The sequence below is a fragment of the Pseudarthrobacter sp. KH_020_B genome (assembly GCF_057840185.1).
In genome coordinates, this window is the sequence record NZ_CM174506.1 from 245302 (window position 1) to 269123 (window position 23822).

Annotated in this window: 22 protein-coding genes; 13 read left to right on the forward strand and 9 right to left on the reverse strand. The window is 65.7% G+C overall.

Annotation, left to right across the window (positions count from 1 at the left end):
* Positions 1-217: 217 nt before the first annotated feature.
* Together AC3IT0_RS01145 and AC3IT0_RS01150 are read left to right on the forward strand one after the other, a co-directional pair.
* Positions 218-1036, forward strand: a complete 819-nt coding sequence (locus tag AC3IT0_RS01145; protein WP_489322009.1) for a GAF domain-containing protein — start codon at positions 218-220, stop codon at positions 1034-1036.
* A complete protein-coding gene (locus AC3IT0_RS01150) occupies positions 1033-1896 on the forward strand; it encodes an SGNH/GDSL hydrolase family protein (protein ID WP_489322010.1) in 864 nt (287 codons plus the stop codon). The genes AC3IT0_RS01145 and AC3IT0_RS01150 overlap by 4 nt, the downstream gene beginning before the upstream one ends.
* Positions 1897-1941: 45 nt before the next feature.
* Here the strand turns inward: AC3IT0_RS01150 and AC3IT0_RS01155 are convergent, their stop codons facing one another.
* Entirely contained in the window at positions 1942-3294 is a 1353-nt protein-coding gene (locus AC3IT0_RS01155; RefSeq protein ID WP_489322011.1) for a uracil-xanthine permease family protein, read from the reverse strand.
* Positions 3295-3479: 185 nt separating this feature from the next.
* On the opposite strand from AC3IT0_RS01155, the gene AC3IT0_RS01160 reads away from it, so the two are divergent.
* Entirely contained in the window at positions 3480-4085 is a 606-nt protein-coding gene (locus AC3IT0_RS01160) for a malonic semialdehyde reductase (protein ID WP_489322012.1), read from the forward strand.
* Between the two features lie 120 nt (positions 4086-4205).
* Here the strand turns inward: AC3IT0_RS01160 and pgm are convergent, their stop codons facing one another.
* Complete coding sequence (gene pgm / locus AC3IT0_RS01165; RefSeq protein WP_489322013.1) at positions 4206-5864, reverse strand: phosphoglucomutase (alpha-D-glucose-1,6-bisphosphate-dependent); 1659 nt, start codon at positions 5862-5864, stop codon at positions 4206-4208.
* 272 nt (positions 5865-6136) lie between these two features.
* On the opposite strand from pgm, the gene AC3IT0_RS01170 reads away from it, so the two are divergent.
* Both AC3IT0_RS01170 and AC3IT0_RS01175 read left to right on the forward strand, forming a co-directional pair.
* The gene (locus AC3IT0_RS01170) at positions 6137-6988 is read left to right on the forward strand and encodes a nuclease-related domain-containing protein (RefSeq protein ID WP_489322014.1); all 852 of its coding nucleotides are present in this window, start codon (positions 6137-6139) and stop codon (positions 6986-6988) included.
* A gap of 78 nt (positions 6989-7066) precedes the next feature.
* On the forward strand, positions 7067-7666 hold the full coding sequence (locus tag AC3IT0_RS01175; RefSeq protein ID WP_489322015.1) for a DUF4190 domain-containing protein: 600 nt from the start codon (positions 7067-7069) through the stop codon (positions 7664-7666).
* 401 nt (positions 7667-8067) lie between these two features.
* Here the strand turns inward: AC3IT0_RS01175 and AC3IT0_RS01180 are convergent, their stop codons facing one another.
* Positions 8068-9549, reverse strand: coding sequence for an amidase (locus AC3IT0_RS01180; RefSeq protein ID WP_489322016.1), 1482 nt, complete (start codon positions 9547-9549; stop codon positions 8068-8070).
* Positions 9550-9662: 113 nt separating this feature from the next.
* Here AC3IT0_RS01180 and AC3IT0_RS01185 point away from each other — a divergent pair, with 113 nt between their 5' ends.
* The 3 genes from AC3IT0_RS01185 (at position 9663) to AC3IT0_RS01195 (ending at position 11301) form a co-directional block, all read left to right on the forward strand.
* Positions 9663-9989 carry a rhodanese-like domain-containing protein gene (locus AC3IT0_RS01185; RefSeq protein WP_489322017.1) on the forward strand — a complete coding sequence of 109 codons (327 nt, stop codon included), beginning with the start codon at positions 9663-9665 and terminating at the stop codon, positions 9987-9989.
* Between the two features lie 39 nt (positions 9990-10028).
* A complete protein-coding gene (gene pheA, locus AC3IT0_RS01190; RefSeq protein WP_489322018.1) occupies positions 10029-10967 on the forward strand; it encodes a prephenate dehydratase in 939 nt (312 codons plus the stop codon).
* Between the two features lie 124 nt (positions 10968-11091).
* Positions 11092-11301, forward strand: a complete 210-nt coding sequence (locus AC3IT0_RS01195) for a hypothetical protein (RefSeq protein ID WP_141139103.1) — start codon at positions 11092-11094, stop codon at positions 11299-11301.
* 13 nt (positions 11302-11314) lie between these two features.
* Here the strand turns inward: AC3IT0_RS01195 and AC3IT0_RS01200 are convergent, their stop codons facing one another.
* The gene (locus AC3IT0_RS01200; RefSeq protein WP_489322019.1) at positions 11315-12373 is read right to left on the reverse strand and encodes a diacylglycerol/lipid kinase family protein; all 1059 of its coding nucleotides are present in this window, start codon (positions 12371-12373) and stop codon (positions 11315-11317) included.
* Positions 12374-12463: 90 nt separating this feature from the next.
* Between AC3IT0_RS01200 and serS the strand changes: the two genes are divergently transcribed.
* Positions 12464-13744 (forward strand): serine--tRNA ligase, encoded by a 1281-nt coding sequence (gene serS, locus AC3IT0_RS01205; protein WP_489322020.1) that lies wholly within the window; start codon positions 12464-12466, stop codon positions 13742-13744.
* Positions 13745-13808: 64 nt separating this feature from the next.
* Here serS and AC3IT0_RS01210 read toward each other — a convergent pair whose 3' ends face one another.
* Positions 13809-14816: a hypothetical protein gene (locus tag AC3IT0_RS01210; protein WP_489322021.1), complete on the reverse strand. Its 1008-nt coding sequence runs from the start codon at positions 14814-14816 to the stop codon at positions 13809-13811.
* A gap of 273 nt (positions 14817-15089) precedes the next feature.
* On the opposite strand from AC3IT0_RS01210, the gene AC3IT0_RS01215 reads away from it, so the two are divergent.
* From AC3IT0_RS01215 to AC3IT0_RS01225, 3 genes are all read left to right on the forward strand, one after another.
* Positions 15090-15947: an HAD family hydrolase gene (locus AC3IT0_RS01215; protein WP_489322022.1), complete on the forward strand. Its 858-nt coding sequence runs from the start codon at positions 15090-15092 to the stop codon at positions 15945-15947.
* A gap of 53 nt (positions 15948-16000) precedes the next feature.
* Positions 16001-16849 (forward strand): DUF6597 domain-containing transcriptional factor, encoded by an 849-nt coding sequence (locus AC3IT0_RS01220; RefSeq protein WP_489322023.1) that lies wholly within the window; start codon positions 16001-16003, stop codon positions 16847-16849.
* Positions 16850-16928: 79 nt separating this feature from the next.
* On the forward strand, positions 16929-17279 hold the full coding sequence (locus AC3IT0_RS01225; protein ID WP_489322024.1) for a DUF1761 domain-containing protein: 351 nt from the start codon (positions 16929-16931) through the stop codon (positions 17277-17279).
* A 61-nt stretch (positions 17280-17340) separates the two neighbouring features.
* Here AC3IT0_RS01225 and AC3IT0_RS01230 read toward each other — a convergent pair whose 3' ends face one another.
* Positions 17341-17940 carry a hypothetical protein gene (locus tag AC3IT0_RS01230; RefSeq protein WP_489322025.1) on the reverse strand — a complete coding sequence of 200 codons (600 nt, stop codon included), beginning with the start codon at positions 17938-17940 and terminating at the stop codon, positions 17341-17343.
* A 142-nt stretch (positions 17941-18082) separates the two neighbouring features.
* Between AC3IT0_RS01230 and AC3IT0_RS01235 the strand changes: the two genes are divergently transcribed.
* The gene (locus AC3IT0_RS01235) at positions 18083-20521 is read left to right on the forward strand and encodes a phosphoketolase family protein (RefSeq protein ID WP_489322026.1); all 2439 of its coding nucleotides are present in this window, start codon (positions 18083-18085) and stop codon (positions 20519-20521) included.
* 5 nt (positions 20522-20526) lie between these two features.
* On the opposite strand, the gene AC3IT0_RS01240 is transcribed toward AC3IT0_RS01235, so the two are convergent.
* Genes AC3IT0_RS01240 through AC3IT0_RS01250 form a run of 3 tightly spaced genes read right to left on the reverse strand, consistent with a single transcriptional unit; the run spans position 20527 to position 23749 of the window.
* Complete coding sequence (locus AC3IT0_RS01240) at positions 20527-21714, reverse strand: ABC transporter permease (protein ID WP_489322027.1); 1188 nt, start codon at positions 21712-21714, stop codon at positions 20527-20529.
* The gene (locus AC3IT0_RS01245) at positions 21711-22472 is read right to left on the reverse strand and encodes an ABC transporter ATP-binding protein (protein ID WP_489323881.1); all 762 of its coding nucleotides are present in this window, start codon (positions 22470-22472) and stop codon (positions 21711-21713) included. Before AC3IT0_RS01245 ends, AC3IT0_RS01240 begins: the two co-directional genes overlap by 4 nt.
* 11 nt (positions 22473-22483) lie before the next feature.
* Positions 22484-23749: an efflux RND transporter periplasmic adaptor subunit gene (locus tag AC3IT0_RS01250; RefSeq protein ID WP_489322028.1), complete on the reverse strand. Its 1266-nt coding sequence runs from the start codon at positions 23747-23749 to the stop codon at positions 22484-22486.
* Positions 23750-23822: the final 73 nt, after the last annotated feature.

Here is a 23822-nt window from a genome sequence, read left to right on the forward strand (position 1 = left end):
AAAGCCGTGTTAACCCTCGAAAAGTGTCACCACCAAAGCCCGCCGAAGTGTCACCATTGTCCTGAGGCAGAACTGTCACCGATGTCCTGCGACATAACAGTTTTATCCCCGGACTGCGGTTTTTGTGTGGCTGGATCACGCCCTGGGAGCCATCACCGGACGTATCCTAGAAGCAGGTTTTGCAGTGGGCCACGCGTTTCGAACCTAGGCGTGGAACATGGCCGCGGAGACACCGGGGGAGCCGGGCTGGGGATCGCTTCCCGATCCCCAGGATGTGGTGTTCGACAGCACGGATGTTGAAGACTTCCTTGCTGCGGTCACCGGCGAGTTCATGCGCGACATCGACGGCGATTCCCGCGGGATCAGCTGGGCTGTCACTTTCTTCCGCCCCGGCTCTGTCCGGACGGCCGCCGCCGGTACCGTCGAAGCCCGCGCCGCAGACGAAGAACAATGCTCGTTCGCGGACGGACCGGTGCTGGAAGCCGTTCGCGCGGGTGATTTTGTGCACCTGCCCGACGTCGCCCGCGACCGGCGGTGGCCGGGCTATGCCAGTGCTGCCGCGGGCCACGGCGTCAGGTCGCTGCTGTCCACGCCGATTGTGGCCACCCTCGGATGGAGTGCCGCACTGAGCCTCTACGCGTCCACTCCGCATGCCTTCACCAGCGAGGACATCATCAGGACGCGCCGGTATGCGCGGCAGGTGGCCCGGTCGCTGCGGATGGTGGTGCGGGTGGCGGAGCGGGCCGAAGCCGGCGCCCAACTGGCGGTAGCCCAAAGCTCCATGATGCTCATGGACCTGGCAGTCAGTACCCTCAAAACCGATTACGGGCTCGGCCATGAGGCGGCACTGCAGTACCTCCGCACTGTCTCGCGGCACACCAACCAGGGGCTTCGCGAGACAGCCCTGAATATTGTGGCTGCCTCGCGCCCGGACCCGGCGGGACGCGGCCGGGAGAATGCCTCCTTCCAGGGACTCGCTGGAATTGAAACCTCCTCCCTCAGCGAGGGACCCTACAAAACAGGGAGCACGGCATGAACGTCTGGAAACAGGACATTTCAGCCAAGAACACCTCTGTGGAACCGGCGCCCCACCCGTGGCACCGGCTGGTTGCGTTGGGTGACTCCTTTACCGAGGGGATCGGGGATCCGGAGCCGCGCAGCGAGGGTGGTTTGCGCGGCTGGGCAGACCGCGTGGCCGAGGAACTCAGTGCGAACCAGCCTGATTTCGCCTACGCCAACCTGGCCGTCCGGGGCCTGCTCGTGCAGCAGATCCTCGACCACCAGCTTGCCCCTGCACTGGCCCTGAAACCTGACCTGGTCACGCTTTCCGCCGGCGGCAACGACATTGTTTTCCGCCGCAGCGATCCTGACCGGCTCGCCGAAAAGATCGACGACGGCGTGGACCAGCTGGCACGGTCCGGCGCCACCGTGGTCCTCTTTGCCGGGCCGGACTGGGGTGCGACGCCGGTCTTCAGCCAGATCCGCGGCAAAGTGGCCATCTTCAACGAGAACCTCCACGCGGTGGCCGCCCGCCACGACGCGGTCATGGTTGACCTGTGGTTCCTGCGCGAACTGTCGAACCCGGGGATGTGGGATCCGGACCGGTTGCACTTCTCACCGCTGGGGCATCACACCATCGCCGCGGCCGTGCTGAATGCCCTGGGTGTCCCGCACACCCTGGAGCCGTTGGCGCCCAAGCCGCCGCTGCCCCGCAGCTGGAAGGAAGCCAGGACCGAGGACCTCATCTGGGCACGGGAATACCTGGTTCCGTGGGTGATCCGGCAACTGAAACACCCCGCGGAAGCGGAGCTGACCGCCAAGCGTCCCCAGCCGCGGCCGGTCTTCGGCATTGGAACGCCACCAGGACCATTCTTTCGCGGCGGTCACGCAGCCTGACTCCGCAGCAGTCTGAAGCGCCAGCCGGACGCCACTTCGGACGGGTCAGCGCTTCTTGGGCCTGCGTTTCGCTGCCGCGTTGGCGGCTGCCTTCACGGCCGGCGGAAGGCCCGTGTGCTCCGTTTCCGGTTCCGCCACCGAGCCCCGGGCCTTCGCGATGGCTTTCATGCCGTGGTAAATCACCAGGGCGGCGGCTGAGCCGAGGGCGATGCCGGTGAACGTCAGTTCCCCGATGGTCCAGGTGTAATCCGCGATGCCGATGATCAGCGCGACGGCGGCGGTGGTCAGGTTTACCGGGTGGGAGAAGTTCACCTTGTTCTGCACCCAGATCTTGACGCCCAGGATGCCGATCATGCCGTACAGCATGGTGGCGGCGCCGCCCAGTACACCCTGCGGGACCGTGGCAATCAGTTCGCCGAATTTCGGCGAGAAGCTCAGCACAATGGCGAACACGCCGGCAACCCAGTACGCCGCCGTCGAATACACCTTGGTGGCCGCCATAACGCCGATGTTCTCTGCGTAGGTGGTGGTGCCGGAGCCGCCGCCGATGCCTGCGAGAACCGTGGCGGCGCCGTCGGCCATCAGCGCGCGGCCGGAGACGCCGTCGAGGTTCTGGCCGGTCATGGCCGCCACGGACTTCACGTGCCCGATGTTCTCGGCCACGAGGACCAGCACCACAGGGACAAAGAGCCCAAGCACGCCCACATGGAACTCGGGGGTCTGGAAGTGCGGGAGACCGATCCAGGCGGCGGCCTCCATTTTTTCGTAGCTCACTTCGCCGCGCAGCATGGCCACGAGGTAGCCCACCACTACGCCCACCAGGATGCTGAGCCGTCCGACGATTCCGCGGAAAAGAACACTGACCAGAATGATGGTGGCCAGCGTGATGACGGCGGTGACGGGGGCGGCGTCGAAGTTCATTTTCGCCGCGGGGGCGAGGTTCAGGCCGATCAGCGCCACGATGGCGCCGGTGACGATGGGCGGCATCAGCCGGTTGATCCAGTCTGCGCCGAACTTCTGCACGATCGCGCCGATGAGGGCCAGTGCGACGCCGGCAAGCACCACTCCGCCCAGCGCGCCGGGCACGCCGAACTGCTGCTGGGACGCCATGATGGGCGCGATGAACGCGAAGCTGGAGCCGAGGTAGCTGGGGACGCGCCCCTTGGTGATGACCAGGAACAGCAGCGTGCCGATGCCGGAGAAGAAGAGTGTGGTGGCCGGCGGCATCCCGGTGATGATGGGCACCAGGAACGTGGCGCCAAACATGGCCACAACGTGCTGCATGCCAACGCCGATGGTCAGGGGCCAGGCGAGCCGCTCATCCGGAGCAACCACGTGGCCGGGCTTAATCGATTTGCCGGTGCCGTGAAGCTTCCATTTCATTCCGAGCATGCTCATGGTCGGGGCCTTTCAAGGGGTTGCCGCTGGGGCTGGGATCTTCCGGTGCAACAATACCGCGCCGCTTCGCTGTGGTGAACGTCACCTGCGTATTGGGAAGAGGGCGGGCGAGCTTGAAGTTACAACTATGGAAAGCAGACCGCACGCCCATCATTTGCGATGAGCGGCCCAGCGAAAGGTACGCCATGACTATTGCCCACGAAGAAGCTGTCATCGATTCGGCCGCCGTCGACGCCATTTTTGCCGAGGCCCGCACGGCCAACTCCTTCACCGGCGAGGTGACCGAGGACCAGGCCCGCGCCATCTACGAGCTCACCAAGTTCGGCCCCACGGCGTTCAACTCCCAGCCCCTCCGCGTGACCTACGTCCGCTCGGACGAGGCCCGCGCCACGCTCGTTGACACGCTGGCCAACGGCAACAAGGCCAAGACCGCCTCCGCGCCGCTGGTCGCCGTCCTCAGCTACGACACCGCCTGGGCCGAACAGTGGGACAACTTCCTCCCCGAGTACAACGCCCCGAAGGCCATGTACGACGCCGCCCCGGACCTTGCTGCGTCCACCGGCAACAACAACGCGCACCTGCAGGCTGGCTACTTCATCCTGGCCGTCCGGTCCCTCGGCCTCGCAGCAGGCCCGATGACCGGAGCAGATTTCGGCGCCATCGACGCCGCGTTCTTCCCGGCCGGTGACCAGAAGAGCTTCCTGGTGGTCAACATCGGCCAGGCCGGCGCAGACGCCTGGGGCGCCGCGAAGCCCAAGTTCAGCTACGACGATGTTGTCCGCACCGTCTAACGCTCTCTCACTTTCTGCGGCTTAACGACGAACGCTCTCTCACTCTCCTGAGGAAAGTGAGAGAGCGTCGGTCATTTAAGTGCATTTAGTGAGAGAGCGTTGGGTTTGCTCGTGGGCAGGCTAGGCGATGACGCCGTCCACCAGGGCCTTGGCTTCCGCCTGGACCTGCTTGAGGTGCTCCTCGCCCTTGAAGGACTCGGCGTAGATTTTGTAGACGTCCTCGGTCCCGGACGGGCGCGCAGCGAACCAGGCGTTCTCCGTGACCACCTTGAGTCCGCCGATGGACGCTCCGTTGCCGGGCGCCTCGGTCAGCTTGGCGGTGATGGTTTCGCCGGCCAGTTCCGTTGCGGTGACGTCCGACGGCGAGAGCTTGCCGAGTGCCGCCTTCTGCTCCCGCGTGGCCGCGGCATCAATCCGGGCGTAGACGGGGGCGCCGAACTGGTCGGTCAGGCCCTTGTACAGCTGCGACGGCGACTTGCCGGTGACCGCGGTGATCTCCGAGGCCAGCAGCGCCAGCAGGATGCCGTCCTTGTCGGTGGTCCAGACGCTGCCGTCCAGCTTGTTAAAAGAAGCGCCGGCAGACTCTTCGCCGCCGAACGCGCCTTCGCCGGACAGCAGTCCCGGCACAAACCACTTGAAGCCCACGGGGACCTCAACCAGCTTGCGGCCCAGGCTTTCCGCCACACGGTCGATGATCGAGGACGAAACGAGGGTCTTGCCCACCACCGAGTTGGGGTTCCAGCCGCTGCGGTTGCGGTAGAGGTAATCGATGGCGACGGCGAGGTAGTGGTTCGGGTTCATCAGGCCACCGTCGGGGGTCACGATGCCGTGCCGGTCGGCGTCGGCGTCATTTCCGGTGGCGATGTCGAACGCTGCTGAACTGCCGCCGTCGGACATCCGCTTGATCAGCGAGGCCATCGCGGACGGGGAGGAGCAGTCCATCCGGATCTTCTCGTCCCAGTCCAGCGTCATAAAGGCCCACTGGGGATCCACAGTGGGGTTCACCACGGTCAGGTCCAGATGGTGGCGCTCGCCGATCTCGCCCCAGTAATCCACGGCGGCACCGCCCATGGGGTCGGCGCCGATACGGACACCGGCTTCGCGGATCGCGTCCAGGTTCAGCACTGACGGGAGGTCGTCAACGTAGCTGCTGAGGAAATCGAACTTGCCGGTGCTGTCCGCAGCCAGGGCCTCAGCCACGGCAATGCGCTTCACGCCACGCAGGTCGTTTTCGAGGAGTTCGTTGGCACGGTTGGCGATCCAGCCTGTGGCATCGGAATCGGCCGGGCCGCCGTGCGGCGGGTTGTACTTGAAGCCGCCGTCTCCGGGCGGGTTGTGGCTGGGCGTGACCACAATGCCGTCCGCCTCCGGGGTGCCGGGCTGGCGGTTGTTGTTGTACGTGAGGATCGCGTGGCTGAGTGCCGGCGTGGGGGTGTAGCCGTGCCGCGCATCGATCAGCACGTGCACGCCGTTGGCGGCCAGGACTTCCAGCGCCGAGTTCTGCGCCGGCTCGCTGAGGGCGTGGGTGTCCTTTGCCAGGAAAAGCGGGCCGGTGATGCCCTGTCCGGCACGGTATTCCACGATGGCCTGCGTGATCGCGACGATGTGTTTTTCGTTGAACGACGCCTTGAGGCTCGAGCCGCGGTGCCCGGATGTACCGAATGCCACGCGCTGGCCGGGATCACCCAGATCCGGCGAAATGTCGTAGTACGCGTCGAGGAGCGCAGTGATGTCAACAAGGTCCTGGGGTTGGGCGATTGTGCCCGCACGGCTAGCCATGGCACCAGCATGCCAGACCCGGACGGGAGTCAAAACGCCGGGTCCATAATCCGGCCCCTGTGACGCGGAATGTCATGAACAGGTGGTTAAACCTGAGTACTGGGCCCAAAAGTACCTATATACCGGCTCCCTGCGGCGCTGCTACTTTCGGAAAAACTCAGGAAGAATGCCCGACGGCGGGGAGCGCCGCCGTCGGGCAGTGCAGTAGGCCGGGCGGCCCAGCAAGCGTCAGGCACTGCAGTGGGTCGGCACTCGGGAACCGGGGGAAGGTCATGGGGGCAGGAGACGGCGCGGCCGAGCAGTCGAGGCTGGCCGCCGAACGCGTGCAGCGGCTGAAGCGCCAACTCGACCAGGCCGAGCGGGCCACGAAGTCGTGGGACGCCGGTGCGGTGGGCGAGCGGCTCGTGGCGGACCGGCTGAGCCGGCTCATTCCGCACGGCTGGTACCTTCTGAACGATGTGAACTGGCCGGGGCGGCCCAAAGCCAACCTTGACCATGTGCTGGTGGGTCCGGGCGGGGTGGTGGTGGTCGATGCCAAGAACTGGACCGGCGAGGTCCGTGTCTCCGCCGGTGTCCTGTGGCAGGGCCGTTTTGCCAGGACGCAGTCCGTGGAGGGTGCGCTGGCGCAGTGCGCCGCCGTCGCGTCCGTGCTGGCACCGCCCCACCGGCGGTTCGTCCGCCCGTTGATCTGCCTCGCTGGTCAGCCGGACCTCTTCGGGATCACCAATTCAGACGTCGCCGTGGCAGGGGCCGACCGCGTTGTTGCTGCCGTCCTGGCGCTGCCCCCGGTGCTCGACCAGCAGACGGTGGTAGGCCTGCATGCCCTTCTCGGCCAGCAGCTCCCGCAGGAACCGGCCGACAGTGGCACGCTGGTTAGGCCCGCTGTGGTTAAGCCCGCCGTTAGCCGAGGGGTTAGGCCAGGCGTTAGGCCGGCCGTGGCTGGACCTGGTGTGTCTGGACCGACGCGGTCCGGGCAGTCGGCGGGGCGGCCTGGGTCCCGGCAACTCGCCCACGGCAGGAAGTCGAAGGCGCAGCACCACGCAGCCAGTGGAATGACCCGGTTGATGTTCCTGGCTGCCTTTGTATTTTTTGCCGTTTACGTCCTGCCGTATTGGGGGCGGTAGGACTGGGTGAGTGCGGCTGTAGGCCTGTAAAGTAGGCGGCGGTAGGCTGGGAGACGAAGACTTCGAATGGGGAAAACCATGACTGACCAGCAAACTCCGCGCCCTGATTCGCAAGGGTCCGGCACCCAGGGACCGGCCGATTCGCCGGCGGGCTACGAGCCGCCGCAGTTTGTGCCGCCACAGGGCCCCAGCATTCCGGCGCCGCCTCTGTATGACCAGAACCCGTACGGCCAGAGTCAGTACGGCGCAGGCCAGAACAGCCAGCCGGGGCAGTACAGCCAGCCGGGCCAGTACAACCAACCCGGCGCGTACAGCCAACCCGGCGGTCAGTACGGCGCGACCTATGCCCAGCCGGCAAGCCCTTACGGCCAGGGTGCCAGCCCTTACGGCCAGCCGGCGTACGGACAGCCCGCGTATTACGGCATGCCGGCCCAGGAGCCCAAGGGTCTGAGCATCGCCAGCATGGTCTGCGGCATTGCCTCGGTCATCGTTGGCTGGATCATGATTCCGCAGATCGCCGCAATCATCACCGGCCATCTTGCCCTCCGCCGTGAACCCTCCGGCAAGGGCATGTCCATCACCGGACTGGTCCTGGGCTACCTGTGCCTGCTCGGCTACGGAGCGTTCTGGCTGTTGCTCATCATCGGGCTGTCGTACGCCTCGACTTACGGCTACTGACCCGCAGCGGCGTATGTTGTCCGGAGACGCCTACTTGTGCGGAGCAGACACTGCCAAGCAGCGGAAAGGCCCCCGGCAGGGGGCCTTTCTTCAGGTGGGCCTGAACAACAAGATCAGACTCGCTCGCGCCCGCGCTCAGCGGCCGGTTCCTGGGCTTCGTGGGTCCTCCGGCGACGCGGGAACGCCCAGAAGGTGAAGTCCTGGGCCGTGTAATGCGGCTCCGGACGGTCCGGCGGTGTTTCCTGGCGTGCTTCGGGTTTCCGGTCGGCTTCTCTCTTGTTACGCCACCCGAAATCCTCCATCGATGAGTAGCACATCACAGACCTCCTCATAATGACTGCCCCTTAATCGTCCTCCGGATCGGCCCCCGAGTCGACACCCTGGAGCAGTTCAAACGGCCATCAGAAGCCGAGTTGTGCCGCCACCTGGAGCAGGAGCAGTTCCGATCCCGCCGGTCCCACAAGCTGGATGCCCATCGGCAGGCCGCGAGACGGCTCCCCGCCGGTCCAGTACACCGGAATCGTGATGGCCGGCAGGCCGCAGACATTCACCATGGAGGACCATGGCGCGAATTCGCACTGCCGGCGATAGTCGCCGTCGGCGTCCCCGGGCCATTCCGCGGCTGGCCACGGTTCGTCGCCGTGTGTGGCGCCGGTGAACCAGCCCACGGGACGCGGGGTCTGCGCCAGGGCCGGCATCAGCATCAGGTCCCAGCCACCGTACTGCGTGATGGCGTCGCGCTCGAATTGCCGCAGGAACGCCAGCGATTCATTGAGCTTTGCGGCGCTGCGCTGCTGGGCCCGGCGCCTGAACGTACGCGTCAGCGGGGCCAGAAGCGCTTCGCGCTGCGGACTGATCCGGGCAGTTCCAACGGCGGCGGTCCACGCTGTGGTGAAGGCGTCCGGGTAGCGGTTGTCGTACCGGATGGAGGCTTCGCTGACGGCGTGCCCGGCATGCTCCAGCATGTCGGTGCCCGCCTGCAACGCGGCCATGGCCTCTGGTTCGGGCGTGAACGGAAAGGTGGCGAACCAGGGGCTGTCCAGGGTCAGGCCGATGCGCAGCGGGCGCGGTTCGTGTGCCACTGCGTCGAGATAACTGTTGTCACGGGATGGGACCAGGGCATCCATCAGCAGGGCCGCGTCGGCTGCGGTGCGGGCCAGCGGCCCCGCTACGACCAGGCGGGCGGGGTCGCCTGAACTCTCGCCCGACGGCACCACGCCGCGGCCGGGTTTGAGTCCCACCAGGCTGCAGGCGGCGGCCGGGATGCGGACGGAGCCGCCGCCGTCGGTCCCTGGTGCGAACGGAAGCAGGCCGGCGGCCACCGCGGCAGCGCTGCCCCCGGAGGAGCCGCCGGAACTCCGGCTCGGCGCATGCGGATTGCGCGACGGCGGCGCGATGCGGTTTTCGCTGTATGCCGTCAGTCCGAACTCCGGAACCTGCGTCTTCCCCAGTGAGACAACGCCTGCGGCCCTGAGGACAGCGGCCACGGCGCCATCGGTGGGCGCCGGTTTATGGTCAAGCGCAGCGCTTCCGTGGGTGGTCACCACGCCGGCGACGTCGGTCAGGTCCTTGAACGCCACCGGCATGCCGTGCAGGAGCGGCAGGCTGTCCGCGCTGCCTCCGGAGTCCCGCGCGGAGTCGTTCCCAAAGTCCTTTCGGAACCGGACGAACCGGGCATCGGCGGCCCCAGCATCGGCCATCGCCTGATCCGCCGTGACCGTGACAAAGGCGCCCAGCAACGGATTCTTTTCGGCAATTCGCGCCAGGAAATGGGCGGTGGCTTCCCGCGCTGAGAGCTCGCCGGCGTAGAGCACATCCCGGAGTTGGACGGCGGTCAGTTCGTGGATGTCAGCCGTGGAACCGGTTGTCTGCTCAGCGGGCAAAGCTCCTCCTCAGGATCATTTAGAAGCGTAACGTGCGTCGGCTTTCGGCAGGCAGGAAGGGCGGCTCGCGCTAGGCTGGAAGCAGACCCGTGATTCTCCGAAAGAGGACTCCCATGAGCGATTTCAATTCCGTGCCCGTCAACGACGTCCCCGCCGACGCCGTGATCCTGGACGTCCGCGAAGACTACGAATGGGTAGCCGGACATGCTGAGGACGCTCTGCACATTCCCCTGGATCAGCTTCCGGCGCGGCTTGATGAACTGGACCCGGACCAGGATGTCTATGTCATCTGCCGCACGGGCGGGCGGTCTTTCCGCGCCGCGCAATGGCTTACCGGTCAGGGCTATACGGCCATTAATGTGGCCGGCGGAATGGACCAGTGGCTCGAGTCCGGCAAGCCGCTGGTGTCCGATAACGGCCTGAAGCCCCTCGTTCTCTAGTTCAGCCCGAACCTGCGTCCCGTCACCACAGAGGAATCCATGCCCGCGACACCTGTTACGTACACCTTCCTCGGGCCTGAGGGCACATTCACCGAGGCGGCACTGATGCAGGTTCCGGGTGCCGGAGAGGCCACCCGCATCCCGGCCTCCAACGTTAACGCCGCCCTGGACATGGTCCGCGACGGCTCTGCGGACGCAGCGATGGTCCCCATTGAGAATTCGGTGGAAGGCGGGGTCACCGCCACTCTGGACGCTATCGCCGGCGGGCAGGAACTCCGAATCATCCGCGAAATCCTTGTCCCCATCAGCTTTGTGCTGGTGGCCGGACCCGGTGCGCGCACTGAGGATATCCGCCGCATTTCCACTCACGGCCACGCCTGGGCGCAGTGCCGTCTTTGGGTGGAAGCGAATATTCCAGGCGCAGAATATGTTGCCGGCTCCTCCACGGCGGCGGCCGCCATGGGGCTCCTGGGCGGCGACGCCCACTACGACGCCGCGATCTGTGCGCCCATAGTGGCCCAGGAGCAGCCGGGGCTGACCGTCCTGGCGGAAAACATCGGCGACAACCCGGGAGCAGTGACGCGGTTCATCCTGGTCAGCAGGCCCGGCGCGCTGCCCGAACGGACCGGTGCGGATAAGACCACCGTCGTTGTCCCGCTTCCGGAAGACCGCCCGGGTGCGCTGATGGAAATCCTGGACCAATTCGCCACGAGGGGTGTGAACCTCAGCCGGATCGAATCCCGGCCTACGGGTCAGTACCTGGGTCACTACTTTTTCAGCATTGACGCCGACGGGCACATCGCGGACGCCCGAGTGGCCGACGCCCTGGCCGGCCTTCACCGCATCAGCCCGGCCACCCGCTTCCTGGGCTCGTATGGACGGGCGGACGCCCAAAGCTCCAGCGTCGCGCAACACACATCTGACGAGGCATTCCGGGCAGCGCATGAATGGGTCGGGAAGATTCTGCAGGGGGAATGAATGCAGCTTGAAGGCGCTTGAGGCTTCGCCCACAGCGTAGGCCAAGGTACTTCCGCGGGATAGTTACTGTGCGTATGCTTGCTTGATCCACTTGGGGGATGGCCCCTAATGAAGGGAACAGGTCATGAGTACCAGCAGCACAGACAATGACGGCCAGGGCATGATTGTTAATCCGAAGCCCACAGCCGACAATCAGGACTGGGACGGGGATGACGCTGACCGCGCCGACCGCCTGCGCTTCGAAGAGGAGCAGGCCATGATCCGAGAGCAGTCCGAGGCGCGCGCCGCGAAAGCCGCCGCAGAGGCTGGAACTGCCAAGAAGGCAACCGCCTGAGGCCGGACCGGCCTTAGGCCTGCTGTCCTTTCACCCTGATCAGGAGGGACCGCGGTTCCACCCGGACGGTGAGCTTGGTGGCCAACCCGGACGTGTCGCCGTCGATTTGTGTGGGCATGGGCTCTGGGCACTTGATGACGATTCTCCCGGCCCGGTACATCGTCATGATGGGCAGGTTGCGCTTGTGTTTGAAGAGGATTTTCGCGTACATGGCCACCCAGCCGATGGCACTGCGGGGGCTCATGACCACCACGTCCAGCATGCCGTCGTCGATCATGGCCTCCGGGATGAAATCGATCCCTCCCGGTACCAGCCCGCAGTTGGCAAAGAGGACGCTGCGGATGTTCCGGACCTGCTCCGGCTTGTCATCCAGCGCGACTGATACTTTTCGTCGCCGCCCAGGCAGGTGACGCATTCCGGCCTCGGTATAAGCAAGCCAACCCACGGCTTTCTTGAGGCCGGCATTGGTATCGGCGAGTATTTCGGCGTCCATGCCGATCCCGGCGATCACCAGGAACGCGTGTTCGGACGAGTGTCCCGTGCGGGAATTCTCGATGCTCATCCGCGCGGTATCGATGTAGCGTTGGTGGCCGAAAAGCGCTGTATGCACGTTGGCGTGAAGGTCGTTGACATCCAGGTCCACGTTTCGCGCCAGGAGGTTTCCCGTCCCCAGGGGAATCAGGCCCATGGCTACACCCGTTTGTGCAAGGGACTCAGCTACCACCCGGACAGTACCGTCGCCACCGCCCACCAGAACGACGTCGGCCTTGTAGTCCAGCGCCGAGCGGGCCTGGGAGTACCCGGGGTCGTCGGCGGTTGTCTCCAGGAAGAGGGGCTCGTCCCAGCCGGCCGTCAGGCAGGCGCGCTGGATGGCGTCCTTCGCTTCCAGGGCACGGGCCTTGACGGGGTTGAGGATGACCGCCACGCGTTGCTGGGTGAGGCCGGTTTCATGTGGTTCTTCGTGGACCGCGCTGCGGATGTGCAGGGCTTTTAGCTTCCGGACGCCCCACCAGCTGGAGACGGCGAAAGCCAGCGCCGCCGCGCTCAGGACGTAGAGAAGCCAGTCGTTCATGGTGCTCCAACAGTATCCCGGTCGCGGCGCCGCGGTTCCCCCTGTCCGGCCGCGCAGTGTTGGTTCTGCCGGATTCGATACTCTTGTCTGGTGATCGACGTAAAAGACCTCAGCGAAAACCCGGACAAGTTCCGTGCCAGCCAGCGCGCCCGCGGCGCAGACGAATCAGTGGTGGACGCGATCATCGCCGCAGACTCCGCCAGGCGTGCCGCCCTGATCCGGTTTGAAAACCTCCGCGCCGAGCAGAACGTCTTCGGCAAGAAGGTGGCGCAGGCCAAGGGCGATGAGAAGAAAGCCCTGCTGGCCGAGGTCAAGGAGCTCGCCAACTCGGTGAAGGCTGCCTCGGCCGAGGCGGACGCCGCACAGGCCAAGCAGGAGGAGCTGCTCCGCGGCATCCCCAACCTCATTGAGCCCGGCGTCCCCGCAGGCGGCGAGGACGATTACATTGTGGTCAAGACCGTCGGCACGCCCCGCGAATTCCCGGACTTCGAGCCGAAGGACCACCTGGAAATCGGCGAACTGATCGGCGCGATCGACATGGAACGCGGCGCCAAGGTCTCCGGCTCACGCTTCTACTTCCTGCGCGGTGTGGGTGCACGCCTGGAGATGGCGCTGCTGCAGATGGCCATGGACCAGGCCATCGAGGCCGGCTTCATCCCGATGATCACCCCCACCCTGGTCCGGCCGGAAACCATGCAGGGCACCGGCTTTGACGTCAAGCACGACGCCGAGATCTACCGTCTCGCCGAGGACGACCTTTACCTCGTGGGAACCTCCGAGGTTGCCCTGGCCGGCTACCACGCCGACGAGATCCTGGACCTGTCCGCGGGCCCCGTCCGTTACGCCGGGCAAAGCTCGTGCTACCGCCGCGAGGCCGGTTCGCACGGCAAGGACACCCGCGGCATCATCCGCGTGCACCAGTTCAACAAGGTGGAGATGTTCATCTACACCACGGTTGAAGAGGCTGCCGCGGAGCACGAGCGCCTGCTGGCCTGGGAAGAGGAGATGCTGGCCAAGTGCGAGCTTCCCTACCGCGTGATCGACACTGCCGCCGGCGACCTCGGCAACTCGGCAGCCCGCAAGTTCGACTGCGAAGCCTGGGTTCCCACCCAGGGCGCCTACCGTGAGCTCACCTCCACGTCGAACTGCACCACGTTCCAGGCCCGCCGCCTGAACATCCGCGAGCGTGTGTTTGCCCCGGACGGTGCGCCCAAGGGCACCCGCGCCGTGGCCACCCTGAACGGCACGCTGGCCACCACCCGCTGGATTGTGGCCATCCTGGAGCACCACCAGAACCCGGACGGCTCTGTCAACGTCCCGGCCGCTCTGCAGAAGTACCTTGGTGGCCTGGAAGTCTTCCCCGTCCTCTAGGCTCCGGCCGCTTCACTGACAATTCCCCGTCGCGTGGTCCATTCCCCTTGTAACGCGAGGGGGATTAGGCCACGAGGCGGGGATTCTTGCGTATTACTCCGGCACGTTGTAGTTTCCGCAGCAATAAATCCGGGTCGGTTATGGCTTTCCAGTCCCAGCGGACAACCTTGTAGCCAAGCGCCCGGAGCCGATCCTCACGTTTCTTCTCAGCCAGGACGGTTTCCCGTGTGCTGCGGCCGTCCAGGAGGTCGTCGTCGAGATACTTGGCGTCGCCGTCGAACTCCCCAACGACGCCATATTCGGGCCAGAAGAAGTCCGTCCGGGCAATGAAACCTTCATGGTCATAAAAGGAATGCTGGAGGACCGGAGCCGGAAGCCCCAGGATGTGGATGAGTGCCCTGCTCCGGGACTCGCCTACGGATTCCGAGGCCTCGTCAGAAAGTTCGAGCACCTCCAGGACCCGGCGGCGTTTGGCGGCAGATGCAAGGCCGGCCGACGCTTGCTTCAAGTCGATGCGGGTGAGGCCTTCGCCTTCCTTACGCCGGCTTCCCAAGACAGCGTCCGCGATCGCGACAGCCTCGGGAAGTTCCAGCCGGACTACACAGTCCATAACGGTTTGAATCAACGACGTCACACGTAACCCACCGGTCTCGACGAGGTCCGCATGCCAGTGATGCCGGGAGATTCCATAGCCGCGCACGTCTTCCAGCCCCGTGCGGCCGGTCTTCGGGTCCTTTGCCGCCCGCGTGGTTGAAGGAAGCCTGCCAGCCTTGTGCGGTGACGGCGTCAGGATGTGGACGTGGTCAGGAACCCGCGGGCTGGGTAGTCGCCAGACACGTAGGGCGGTCAGGTAGCAGAACCCTGTTTCCGGATCACTGGCCGCCACGGCTGCGACCGTGGCCGCATAACGTTGCCAGGCTTTGAGGGCGATCCAGGCGGGCTTGCTGTAGTAGACGCCGGTTCTGACGCGGACCAGGTCTCCCTTGTTGTAGGCGCGGCTCAAGCCACGGCTGCTTCCGGTGAGGGCGCGCCTGCGGCTGGCGAGGACCAGGGCTGGAGGGGCGGATTCCATGGTCCAATGCTGGGCGGTTCATTCTTACGTAGCCAGACCCGCGCGCCCGGATGTGGATAAGTCCCGGCAAGTCCCCTCAACGTGGACTTTTCCCCGTGTCACGCGGTGGGGAATTGACCACGCGGCGGGGAATCTAGGGCCGGCCGGCGGGAACGGCGTGCCGAAGGTTAACACTCACACCGGGGATAACCCTGTGAGTATTAACCGGCTGTTCATGGCGTGCTGTGGCCTGCGTCCTAGCCGGTGTCAGGGGTCTCTGGTCTACTGGTATGCATGACTACATTGACTGAAAGCACAGTCGCTGGCATCGATGACCAGCGGATCGCAAACGAAAACAGCACCACCAAGTTCATGGTTGCCCTAGATGTGGACGGAACCCTGGTGGACCACGACGGCCACATGTCCGCCCCTGTCCGTGAGGCAGCCCAAGCCGTGGTCGCCGCCGGACACGATGTCCTCATCGCCACCGGCCGCTCCCTGAACGCCACGCTGCCCATCATCGAGCAGATCGGCATCGACCGCGGCTACGCCGTCTGCTGCAACGGCGGCGTGACGCTCCGGCTGGATCCGGACCTGGCTGACGGCTACGAAATCATCCACAAGGCCACCTTCGATCCGGCCCCCGCGCTCCGGGCGCTGCGGCAGAAGCTGCCCACGGCCAAGTACGCGCTGGAGGACGAGGACGGCAACTTCCTGTCCACGGAACGCTTCCAGGACGCCAGCTTCGGCGTGGAGGCGATCGGCGTCGACTTCCAGACTCTGCTCGAAGCCACCGCCGTCCGCCTGGTGGTGTTCAGCACCGAAAACACCCCGGAAGAATTCACCGCAACCATCCAGGAGATCGGACTGGCCGGCGTCACCTATTCGGTCGGCTGGACGGCGTGGCTGGACATCGCCGCGGCCGGAGTCACCAAAGCCAGCGCACTCGAGCGGCTCCGCGACCAGCTGGGGACCGAACCCCACAGCACCGTGGCCATCGGAGACGGCCGGAACGACATCGAAATGCTCGGCTGGGCCGGCCGGGGCGTAGCCATGGGCCAGGCCCCGGAGGAAGTCATCGCCGCCGCGGACGAGGTCACGCTTTCGGTGCTCGACGACGGCGCCGCGCACGTGCTGCGCAGCCTCGTTTAGAGGGCCGGCAGGAGCGGCAAGTGGCTCTTGAGCGGCAACCCTAGACTGGGGCTGTGCACTTCGAGGAGTGCCCGGCGCCGCCCGGGCTGCAGCCGTTCGTCACGGGTTTCTGGTTCATCCGGGCCAGCCCCGCGGCACGCTATGAAAAGATCCTGCCCGGACCCTCGGCCCACCTGGTCCTGAACCTCTCGGATCCGTACCGGCTGATCGACCCCGCCGGCTCCGAGGGGCCGGCGCAAGACGTCGCCACCGGGTTTTACTCGGGACTCCAGCGCACGTACCTCATCAGTGAAAACCCCGCGCAAATTTTCAACGTGGGAGCCGTTCTCGCGCCTTTCGGCGTGGCCGCATTCACGGAGCAGCCGCCGTCGGCCCTGACCGGACGGGTACTGGATGCGGACCGGATCTTCCCTGGATTCGGCCTTCTTCGTGACTCGCTGAGCCGAGGAACGGAAAGCCCGACGCCGGGGCGCGCCTTCGCGGCGCTGGAATCGTTCCTCACGGCGAGGCTCCGCCCCGGTTACCGGTGCGACGAAAGGGCGGCAGCCGCCGTCGGCCTCCTTGCCCGGGACGATATTCCGGTGGCGGACCTTTCGAGGCGGCTGGGACTCAGTACGTCCACGCTGGAACGGATCATGATGCGGGACTGCGGAACGACGCCGAAGGGGTTCTCCGACGTGTGCCGCTTCCACCGTTTCGTCAATGCGGCGGCAGCTTTGCCGCCCGGGGCGGCAGCTCCTGGCCCTGGCCGACTACTACGACCAGCCCCACCTGATCCGCACCTTCCGGCGCTTCAGCGGCTTCACACCGTCGGAGTACCTGAGGATCGTCCGCGAACACGGCGCCGACTACGCCACGTTTGTGCCGGTGGAGGAGCTGCCCGGCCTGAGAACAGGACCTGACACTGCGGCTTTTTTACAAGACCATACGGATTTCCGCCGCTAGCATCGGGCTATCACCCCTTGAAAGGTGGATGCCCCCATGGCCATCAACATCAACTGGCTGGCCGTGCTGCTGGCCGCCCTGGCGAGCTTCATCGTGGGAGGGCTCTGGTACTCGGTGCTCTTCGCTAAGGTATGGCAGCGCGAGGCCGGCGTGACCGATGAGCAGCTGAAGCACGGGACCGTGCGGGTTTTTGTGGGATCGTTCCTGCTCGCAGTGGTGATGGCCGTGGTGCTCGCGGCGTTTATCGGCGACGGCGGTGCCGGATTCGGTGCCCTAGCCGGGCTGGCTACGGGCGCGGCCTGGGTTGCGGCTGCCCTGGGCGTCAACTACCTCTTTGAACGCCGCAGCCTCATGCTGTTCGCCATCAACGCCAGCACAACATCGTGACGTTCACGGCGATGGGGGCGATCATCGGCGCCATGCAGTAACGGCGAGATGAAGGGATCGTTCAGCGCACTTCGAGGATGAGCGCCAGCAACCGCGCGGCGGCGGGGCGGGCAGCGTGTTCCTCGTTCCATTGCGACCTGGCCACTGCCTTGCTGACGGCCTGGGTGGTGATGTTGAGTTCCTGTGCCACCGCTTTTTGCTGTCCGCGGACGCCGGGGGTCATGAGGTCCAGGACGCGCCATTCAGCGCAGGACCTGTCCCTCACAATGTGGCCCAAAAGCCGCAGCACGGCTTCGGCTTCGTGGGCGATGTCCGCCAGCGGTCCTTCCACGGCAACCGGGATGCGTTCCTTGCTGTTCCGGAGCCGGTCCACCGCACGCCGGGCATAGATCAGGCCGTGGCCGGACGCATCCTTGATCTGGTTGGGAAGCGGCTCGTTGACCGGCCCGACGCCGAGCCCCACGTACCAGGAGCCGCAGCGCAGGGCGATCAGCGCAGCCTCCACGGCCTGATGCGGGCAGTCCACAATGCCTTGGACTTCATCCTCCACAGACCGGTCGAAATCCAGGCGCGCGGGTATGTGCCGCAGGTCCTTCAGCAGTTGAGGGACGCGGTCGCCGTCGCGCCGGCTATCGGTCTGGTTGATGGTCAACGTGAACATGTGAAACACAGACTACCGGCTGGCAGCTGGCCCAGGGCAAGTCAGCGAGCAGTTCCTCAGGGGGCAGGCTTGTGCCGCGTACTGATCGGTGTTGCGATGGAGGCATGGCTGCCGACGGCGGCGCAGCTACGTGAGGATGGTCATGGCCGGAAGCATGGGGCAGGACAACCTGGGGCAGGAAACCCTGGATCTTGTGGACCGTTGGTGGCGGGCCGCGAACTACCTTTCCGTGGGACAGATCTACCTGCGCTCCAACCCGCTGCTGCGGGAGCCCCTCGCCGCGGACCATACCAAGTCCAGGCTGCTGGGCCACTGGGGCACCACTCCCGGGCTGAACTTTGTCTACGCACACCTGAACCGCGTGATCCGCCGGGACTCGCAGGAAATGCTCTTCATTGCCGGCCCGGGCCATGGCGGTCCTGCTGTTGTGGCGAACGCCTGGCTCGAGGGTACGTACTCCGAAATCTACGGCCAGGTTGGCCCTGACGAGGCAGGCCTGGCCGAACTCTTCCGTCAGTTTTCCTACCCCGGCGGCATTCCCAGCCACGCGGCGCCGGAGACGCCGGGTTCCATCAGCGAAGGCGGCGAACTCGGGTACGCGCTGGCCCACGCCTACGGGTCCGTGTTCGACAATCCCCAGCTGATCACCGCCGTCGTGATCGGCGACGGCGAGGCAGAAACGGGGCCGCTCGCGGCGAGCTGGCACTCGCACAACTTCCTGGATCCGGCCGCGGATGGTGCCGTGCTGCCCATCCTGCACCTGAACGGCTATAAGATCGCCAACCCCACCATCCTGGCGCGAATGCCGCAGGAACAGTTGGAGCAACTGCTCCGCGGTTACGGCCACGAACCGTACTTCGTGACCGTCCAGGACCCGGACAACACGGAGCAGGCGCACCGGGACTTCGCGGCCGCCGTCGACAACTGCCTGGCCGGGATCCGCGCCATCCAGAACTCCCGCCGGGACGGAGCGGACGGGACGGGCGGGAAAGCGCACGACGGCGCCCCTACAGCCGGTGCCCCTGGAAACGGCGCTGCGCCGCGCTGGCCCATGATTGTGCTGCGCTCGCCCAAGGGCTGGACGGGACCTCGGATAGTGGACGGACTCCAGGTGGAGGGCACCTGGCGCAGCCACCAGGTCCCGCTGGCGGAAGTCCGCACTAACGGCGCACACCTGAAACAGCTGGAGGAGTGGCTGAAGTCTTACCGTCCGGAGGAGCTGTTCGACGCCGAGGGCCTGCTCCGGCCCGACGTAGCCACAAATGCGCCCACAGGGAACCTCCGGATGAGCGCCACCCCGCACGCTAACGGCGGACTCCTTCGCACACCGCTGAAGCTGCCCGCCTACGCCGCCCACGCCGTCGACGTCGCGGCGCCGGGAACGGAACGGATCAGCCCCATGATCACCCTGGGCTCGTGGATGCGGGACGTCGTCTCGCTGAACATGGAGAACTTCCGCCTCTTCGGGCCGGATGAAACGGCATCCAACCGGCTTCAGACCGTCTACGAAGTGACCGACAAGGTCTGGCAGTACCGGATTGACGACGTCGACGAGCACCTCGCCCGCTCCGGCCGGGTTCTGGAGGTGCTCAGCGAGCACCTGTGCCAGGGCTGGCTGGAAGGCTACCTCCTGTCCGGCAGGCACGGGGTGTTCAGCTGTTACGAGGCCTTCATCCACATCGTGGATTCCATGTTCAACCAGCACGCCAAGTGGCTCAAGGTCCACCGGAAGCTGACCTGGCGCCAGCCCGTGGCTTCGCTGAACTACCTGCTCTCGTCCCATGTGTGGCAGCAGGATCACAACGGTTTTTCGCACCAGGATCCCGGCTTCATCGATCACGCGGTGAACAAAAAAGCCGAGGTTATCCGCGTGTACCTGCCGCCGGACGTGAACACGCTGCTGTCGGTCATGGAGCACTGCCTGGCATCCACCGATTACGTGAACATTGTGGTCAGTGGCAAGCAGCCATCGCCCACCTGGCTGGGGCCGGCCGACGCGGCGAACCACTGCCGGCGGGGGCTGGGCATCTGGGAATTCGCGGGTTCGGAGGTGCCAGGGGAAGACCCGGACGTTGTTCTGGCGTGTGCCGGGGATGTGCCCACGGTGGAAACGGTTGCCGCGGCCGAACTACTCAAGCGGGGTGTCCCGGGGCTGAAGGTCCGTGTGGTGAACGTCGTTGATCTGATGCGGCTCCAGGACGCCGGTGAGCACCCCCATGGCCTCCCGGCGTCGGATTTTGACGGGATCTTCACGCCGGACAAACCGATCATCTTCGCCTACCACGGCTATCCGTCGCTGATCCACCGGCTGGCGTACCGCCGGACCAACCAGGAGGGCCTGCACGTGCGTGGCTACAAGGAGGAGGGAACCACCACAACGCCGTTCGACATGGCCATGCTCAACGGCATCGACCGCTTCCAGCTGGCCATCGACGCCATTGACCGCGTACCCGGTCTGGCCGAAAAGCACTCGTTGTTGAGGCAGGCGCTTCAGGACCGCCGGATGCAGGCCCGCGAACACACCCGGAGGCACGGCGAGGACCCCGAGGAGATCCGGAACTGGACGCTCAACGTGGACTGATGGCTTTAGAAGCGGATGGCATCGATGACCTTGACGCGCACAGCCACCAGGGCGGGAATCGCTCCGGCCAGCGCTCCCACCAGCACGGCGGCACCCAGGCCGAGGATCGCGGCCTCCACAGGGAAGGGTGGGAACTCGGTAAGCCCTGACCCAACCCTGGCCTCGATCCACGGATTCTTGACCACGGCTACGGCAATCATCACGCCCACAACGCCAGCCACCGCCGTCGCCACAACAGACTCCATCATCACGCCCACAAAGATGCGTTGCGATGTTGCCCCGAAGCTGCGCCGGATGCCAATCTCCCGCACCCTGTACCGTACGGTGACCATGGATATGTTCAGCATCCCCACGGCGCCAAGGAGCATCACCAGTCCGGCAACGCCCGCCACCCCCAACTGGACCATCGCGAACGGATCGCCATTGCTGGCATAGTCCCTCCGTTCCACGTGGGCCTCCATGCCCGGGAATTGCTCCCGGAGGTCCGCGGCGATGGCTGCCTTGAGCGACTCGGCCTGAGTGTCCTGCACCCAGATCTCAAACTGGCTGGGGCCGCCCATGGACACCACCCCGGCCCGGGCGGCGGCGCCGGTCAGCATATAGGCCGACGGCGGCATCTGCGGATAGAGATCGGGAACCACTCCGATGATCACCGCAGTGGTCTTCTGCGGTCCGGCCAGCGTAACCGCCGGCTGTGTGGTGAGGTTGGGCCGTCCGGCGGCGGTGTAGAAAGCCTCGGAGACCACAAGGGCAGGGGCAAACCGTTGCTCGTCCGTGTCCGCAAACCATGATCCCTGGGACAGGTCCACACGATGGATCACGCCGTAGTCGGGGTCAACCACCTGGACCTGGGCCGACTGGACGCCTCGCGGAAACTGGAAGTTGTGCTGGGTCTGCGACACGTTTGTGGAGTAGGTGATGCCGTAACGCTCGCCAATGCCGCGGTACGCCTGGCTGAGCTTTTCCGGGTCCGGCATCGTCTGGCCGTAGACCCCGAGGCCAAGCGTCGCGGTGCGGCCGCCGCTGCGTTCCGAGGTGGCCTTGTAGCCTTCGCGGACCAGGTTGCCCATGCCCACCACCGAGGTCAGCGCAGCGACGGAGAGCGCCACACCTATCAGGGCCAGCAGGATCCGGGTCTTGTTGATGCGAAGTTCCTGCCAGGCCTCAACTATGGCCGACACGAGGCCGCTCATGACGCCACCCCGGCTGATGCTGCCGCGGAAACTCCCGCTGGAACACTTGGTGCAATGCCCTCGGGATCCGGGTGGGCCGGGATCTCGGCGCCGGCCAGAACACCGGCTTCCAGCCGGTAGCAGGCCCTGGCAAGCGCGGCCACATTGATGTCGTGCGTGATGGTGATCAGGGCGGAGCCGGATTCGGTCGCGACGGTATCCAGGAGCGCCATCACCACCTGGCCGGTTTCGACGTCGAGGGCTCCCGTTGGTTCGTCCGCAAGGATCAGCCGGGGTCTCCGGACCAGGGCGCGGGCAATCGCCACACGCTGCTGTTCGCCGCCGGAAAGCATGTTCGGCATAACGTCCACCCGGGCACTGAGGCCCACCCGGTCCAGCATTTCCATCGCGAGCTCGCGGCGGCGCCAGAAGGCAGTACCGCGGGCATACAGCAGGGGAGTGATCACGTTGTCCAGGGCGCTGCGGCCGGGCAGCAGGTTGAACTGCTGGAACACAAAACCCACGGAAGAGCCTCGAAGCCTGGCCCTGGCGTTGCTGCTCAGGTGGGCCACAGGTTCGCCCTGGAAGCGGACCTCACCGCTTGAGGGCAGGTCCAGCAAGCCGATCAGGTTCAGCAGGGTTGATTTTCCGCCGCCGGACCGCCCGATGACGGCGGTGTGATCGCCGGCGTGGACGGCAAGGTCCACACCCTTGAGGATGTGCAGTTCCTGGTCGTCAGGAAGCCTGACGGTCCGGGTGACGCCCGTCAGCGAAACCAGTTCCTCCACGGTCAGCCTCCGGCCGGGTAGGCCATGCCGGGCTGGAGGCCAGGCTGTACCTGCGCCGGTGCGCCCGGGATGAATTCGAGCACAAATTCGCCCTCGGCCAGTCCGGAAACTACCTCAACCCGGGAACCGTCATTGAGGCCGAGCTGGACTTTCCGCTCTTCCGAAGGGCCCGAGGACACTGATCCGCCTGGAACGCCAGGGCCCGCAGGGCCGGCAGCTGCACTACCTTCGCCCGGCGCTGCCTCGCCCTGTCCGCCTGCCGCTGCGCCGCCGTCGGACGATGAACCATCCGGAGCGGGACCTCCCTGGGCAGGACCTCCCTGGGCAGGACCTCCGGCAGAGACCCACACAGTGCCGTCCGTAACGGTGCCCCGGACCGCGGTGAGCGGAACGGTAACAACATCCGCCGACTGGCCCGCCGTGACGGTCATGGTGGCACCGAGCCCGGCAAAGACCTCCACTCCGCTCGGGACCGCACAACTGATGGTGCCGGTTGGGGTGCCGCCCTCGGCCGGCGTCCCGCCGAGAGGTCCGGCGGACGCGAACGGAACGCCGCGGCTGGCGCCGCCGGCCCCACCGGAAGCGCCGACAGCACCGCCCGAAGTACTTGCCAGGCTCTTCAACGTGACGGCGGGACAAGTGAACGGAGCCGGGCCGCCGACCACCGAGATCACCGCTGAACCCGGCTTGGCCAGGAGCCGGTACTGTTGCGCGGCGTCGATTGAACCGCTGACCGTGAACGTACCGGGATTCACCGTTGCTGTCGTTTCCCCCACGCTGACCTGCTGATCGATCAGGACGCTGAGTGTTTCCACGTTCCCGGAGACCGGTGCGTAGACGTCTGTATACGTGTAAACCGGTGCCGTTCGGACAGGTGCTGCCGGCGCTCCACCTTCGGACTCCCCGGAAACCATGTTCCGGGCTGTCGTGGCCGGATCCGCCTGAACCTCGGTCCGGACCTGGTAGAGCGGGGCTTGTGCGCGAACCTCCTCGCCCGGCGAAACGAACAGGTAGGTGACGGTGCCCGCCTTGGTGTTCTTCACGGCAACGGCGGCGTCACTGTCTACGGTGGCCTGCACTTCAACGGTATTCGTCACGGTTGCCCGGGTGGCCTGGACCACCGGGATTGCGACCTCCGCCGACGGCCCCATGAGGCCTTGCTGCGGCTTCATCCCGTCTACGAAAGCGATCTTCACTAATGCCACGGCGATGACGGCAAAAACTGCCAGCCACGCTACCGGCAACACGATGCGCCTGAAAATCCTCATTACTGCCCCCATCAGTAACTCCCCGCAGACCAGTTCTGCGGAAAGCGTGCTGTCCACACCCTATACTGAGTAC

Excerpts from the sequence above, each read along its gene's own strand:
- AC3IT0_RS01250 (WP_489322028.1), bottom strand. The coding sequence starts at position 23,749 with ATGAGGATTTTCAGGCGCATCGTGTTGCCGGTAGCGTGGCTGGCAGTT.
- AC3IT0_RS01195 (WP_141139103.1), top strand. The coding sequence starts at position 11,092 with ATGAGTACCAGCAGCACAGACAATGACGGCCAGGGCATGATTGTTAAT.
- AC3IT0_RS01185 (WP_489322017.1), top strand. The coding sequence starts at position 9,663 with ATGAGCGATTTCAATTCCGTGCCCGTCAACGACGTCCCCGCCGACGCC.
- AC3IT0_RS01155 (WP_489322011.1), bottom strand. The coding sequence starts at position 3,294 with ATGAGCATGCTCGGAATGAAATGGAAGCTTCACGGCACCGGCAAATCG.
- AC3IT0_RS01225 (WP_489322024.1), top strand. The coding sequence starts at position 16,929 with ATGGCCATCAACATCAACTGGCTGGCCGTGCTGCTGGCCGCCCTGGCG.
- AC3IT0_RS01170 (WP_489322014.1), top strand. The coding sequence starts at position 6,137 with ATGGGGGCAGGAGACGGCGCGGCCGAGCAGTCGAGGCTGGCCGCCGAA.
- pgm (WP_489322013.1), bottom strand. The coding sequence starts at position 5,864 with ATGGCTAGCCGTGCGGGCACAATCGCCCAACCCCAGGACCTTGTTGAC.
- AC3IT0_RS01160 (WP_489322012.1), top strand. The coding sequence starts at position 3,480 with ATGACTATTGCCCACGAAGAAGCTGTCATCGATTCGGCCGCCGTCGAC.
- AC3IT0_RS01240 (WP_489322027.1), bottom strand. The coding sequence starts at position 21,714 with ATGAGCGGCCTCGTGTCGGCCATAGTTGAGGCCTGGCAGGAACTTCGC.
- AC3IT0_RS01175 (WP_489322015.1), top strand. The coding sequence starts at position 7,067 with ATGACTGACCAGCAAACTCCGCGCCCTGATTCGCAAGGGTCCGGCACC.
- AC3IT0_RS01215 (WP_489322022.1), top strand. The coding sequence starts at position 15,090 with ATGACTACATTGACTGAAAGCACAGTCGCTGGCATCGATGACCAGCGG.
- AC3IT0_RS01145 (WP_489322009.1), top strand. The coding sequence starts at position 218 with ATGGCCGCGGAGACACCGGGGGAGCCGGGCTGGGGATCGCTTCCCGAT.
- pheA (WP_489322018.1), top strand. The coding sequence starts at position 10,029 with ATGCCCGCGACACCTGTTACGTACACCTTCCTCGGGCCTGAGGGCACA.
- AC3IT0_RS01200 (WP_489322019.1), bottom strand. The coding sequence starts at position 12,373 with ATGAACGACTGGCTTCTCTACGTCCTGAGCGCGGCGGCGCTGGCTTTC.
- AC3IT0_RS01230 (WP_489322025.1), bottom strand. The coding sequence starts at position 17,940 with ATGTTCACGTTGACCATCAACCAGACCGATAGCCGGCGCGACGGCGAC.
- AC3IT0_RS01150 (WP_489322010.1), top strand. The coding sequence starts at position 1,033 with ATGAACGTCTGGAAACAGGACATTTCAGCCAAGAACACCTCTGTGGAA.
- AC3IT0_RS01235 (WP_489322026.1), top strand. The coding sequence starts at position 18,083 with ATGGCCGGAAGCATGGGGCAGGACAACCTGGGGCAGGAAACCCTGGAT.
- AC3IT0_RS01210 (WP_489322021.1), bottom strand. The coding sequence starts at position 14,816 with ATGGAATCCGCCCCTCCAGCCCTGGTCCTCGCCAGCCGCAGGCGCGCC.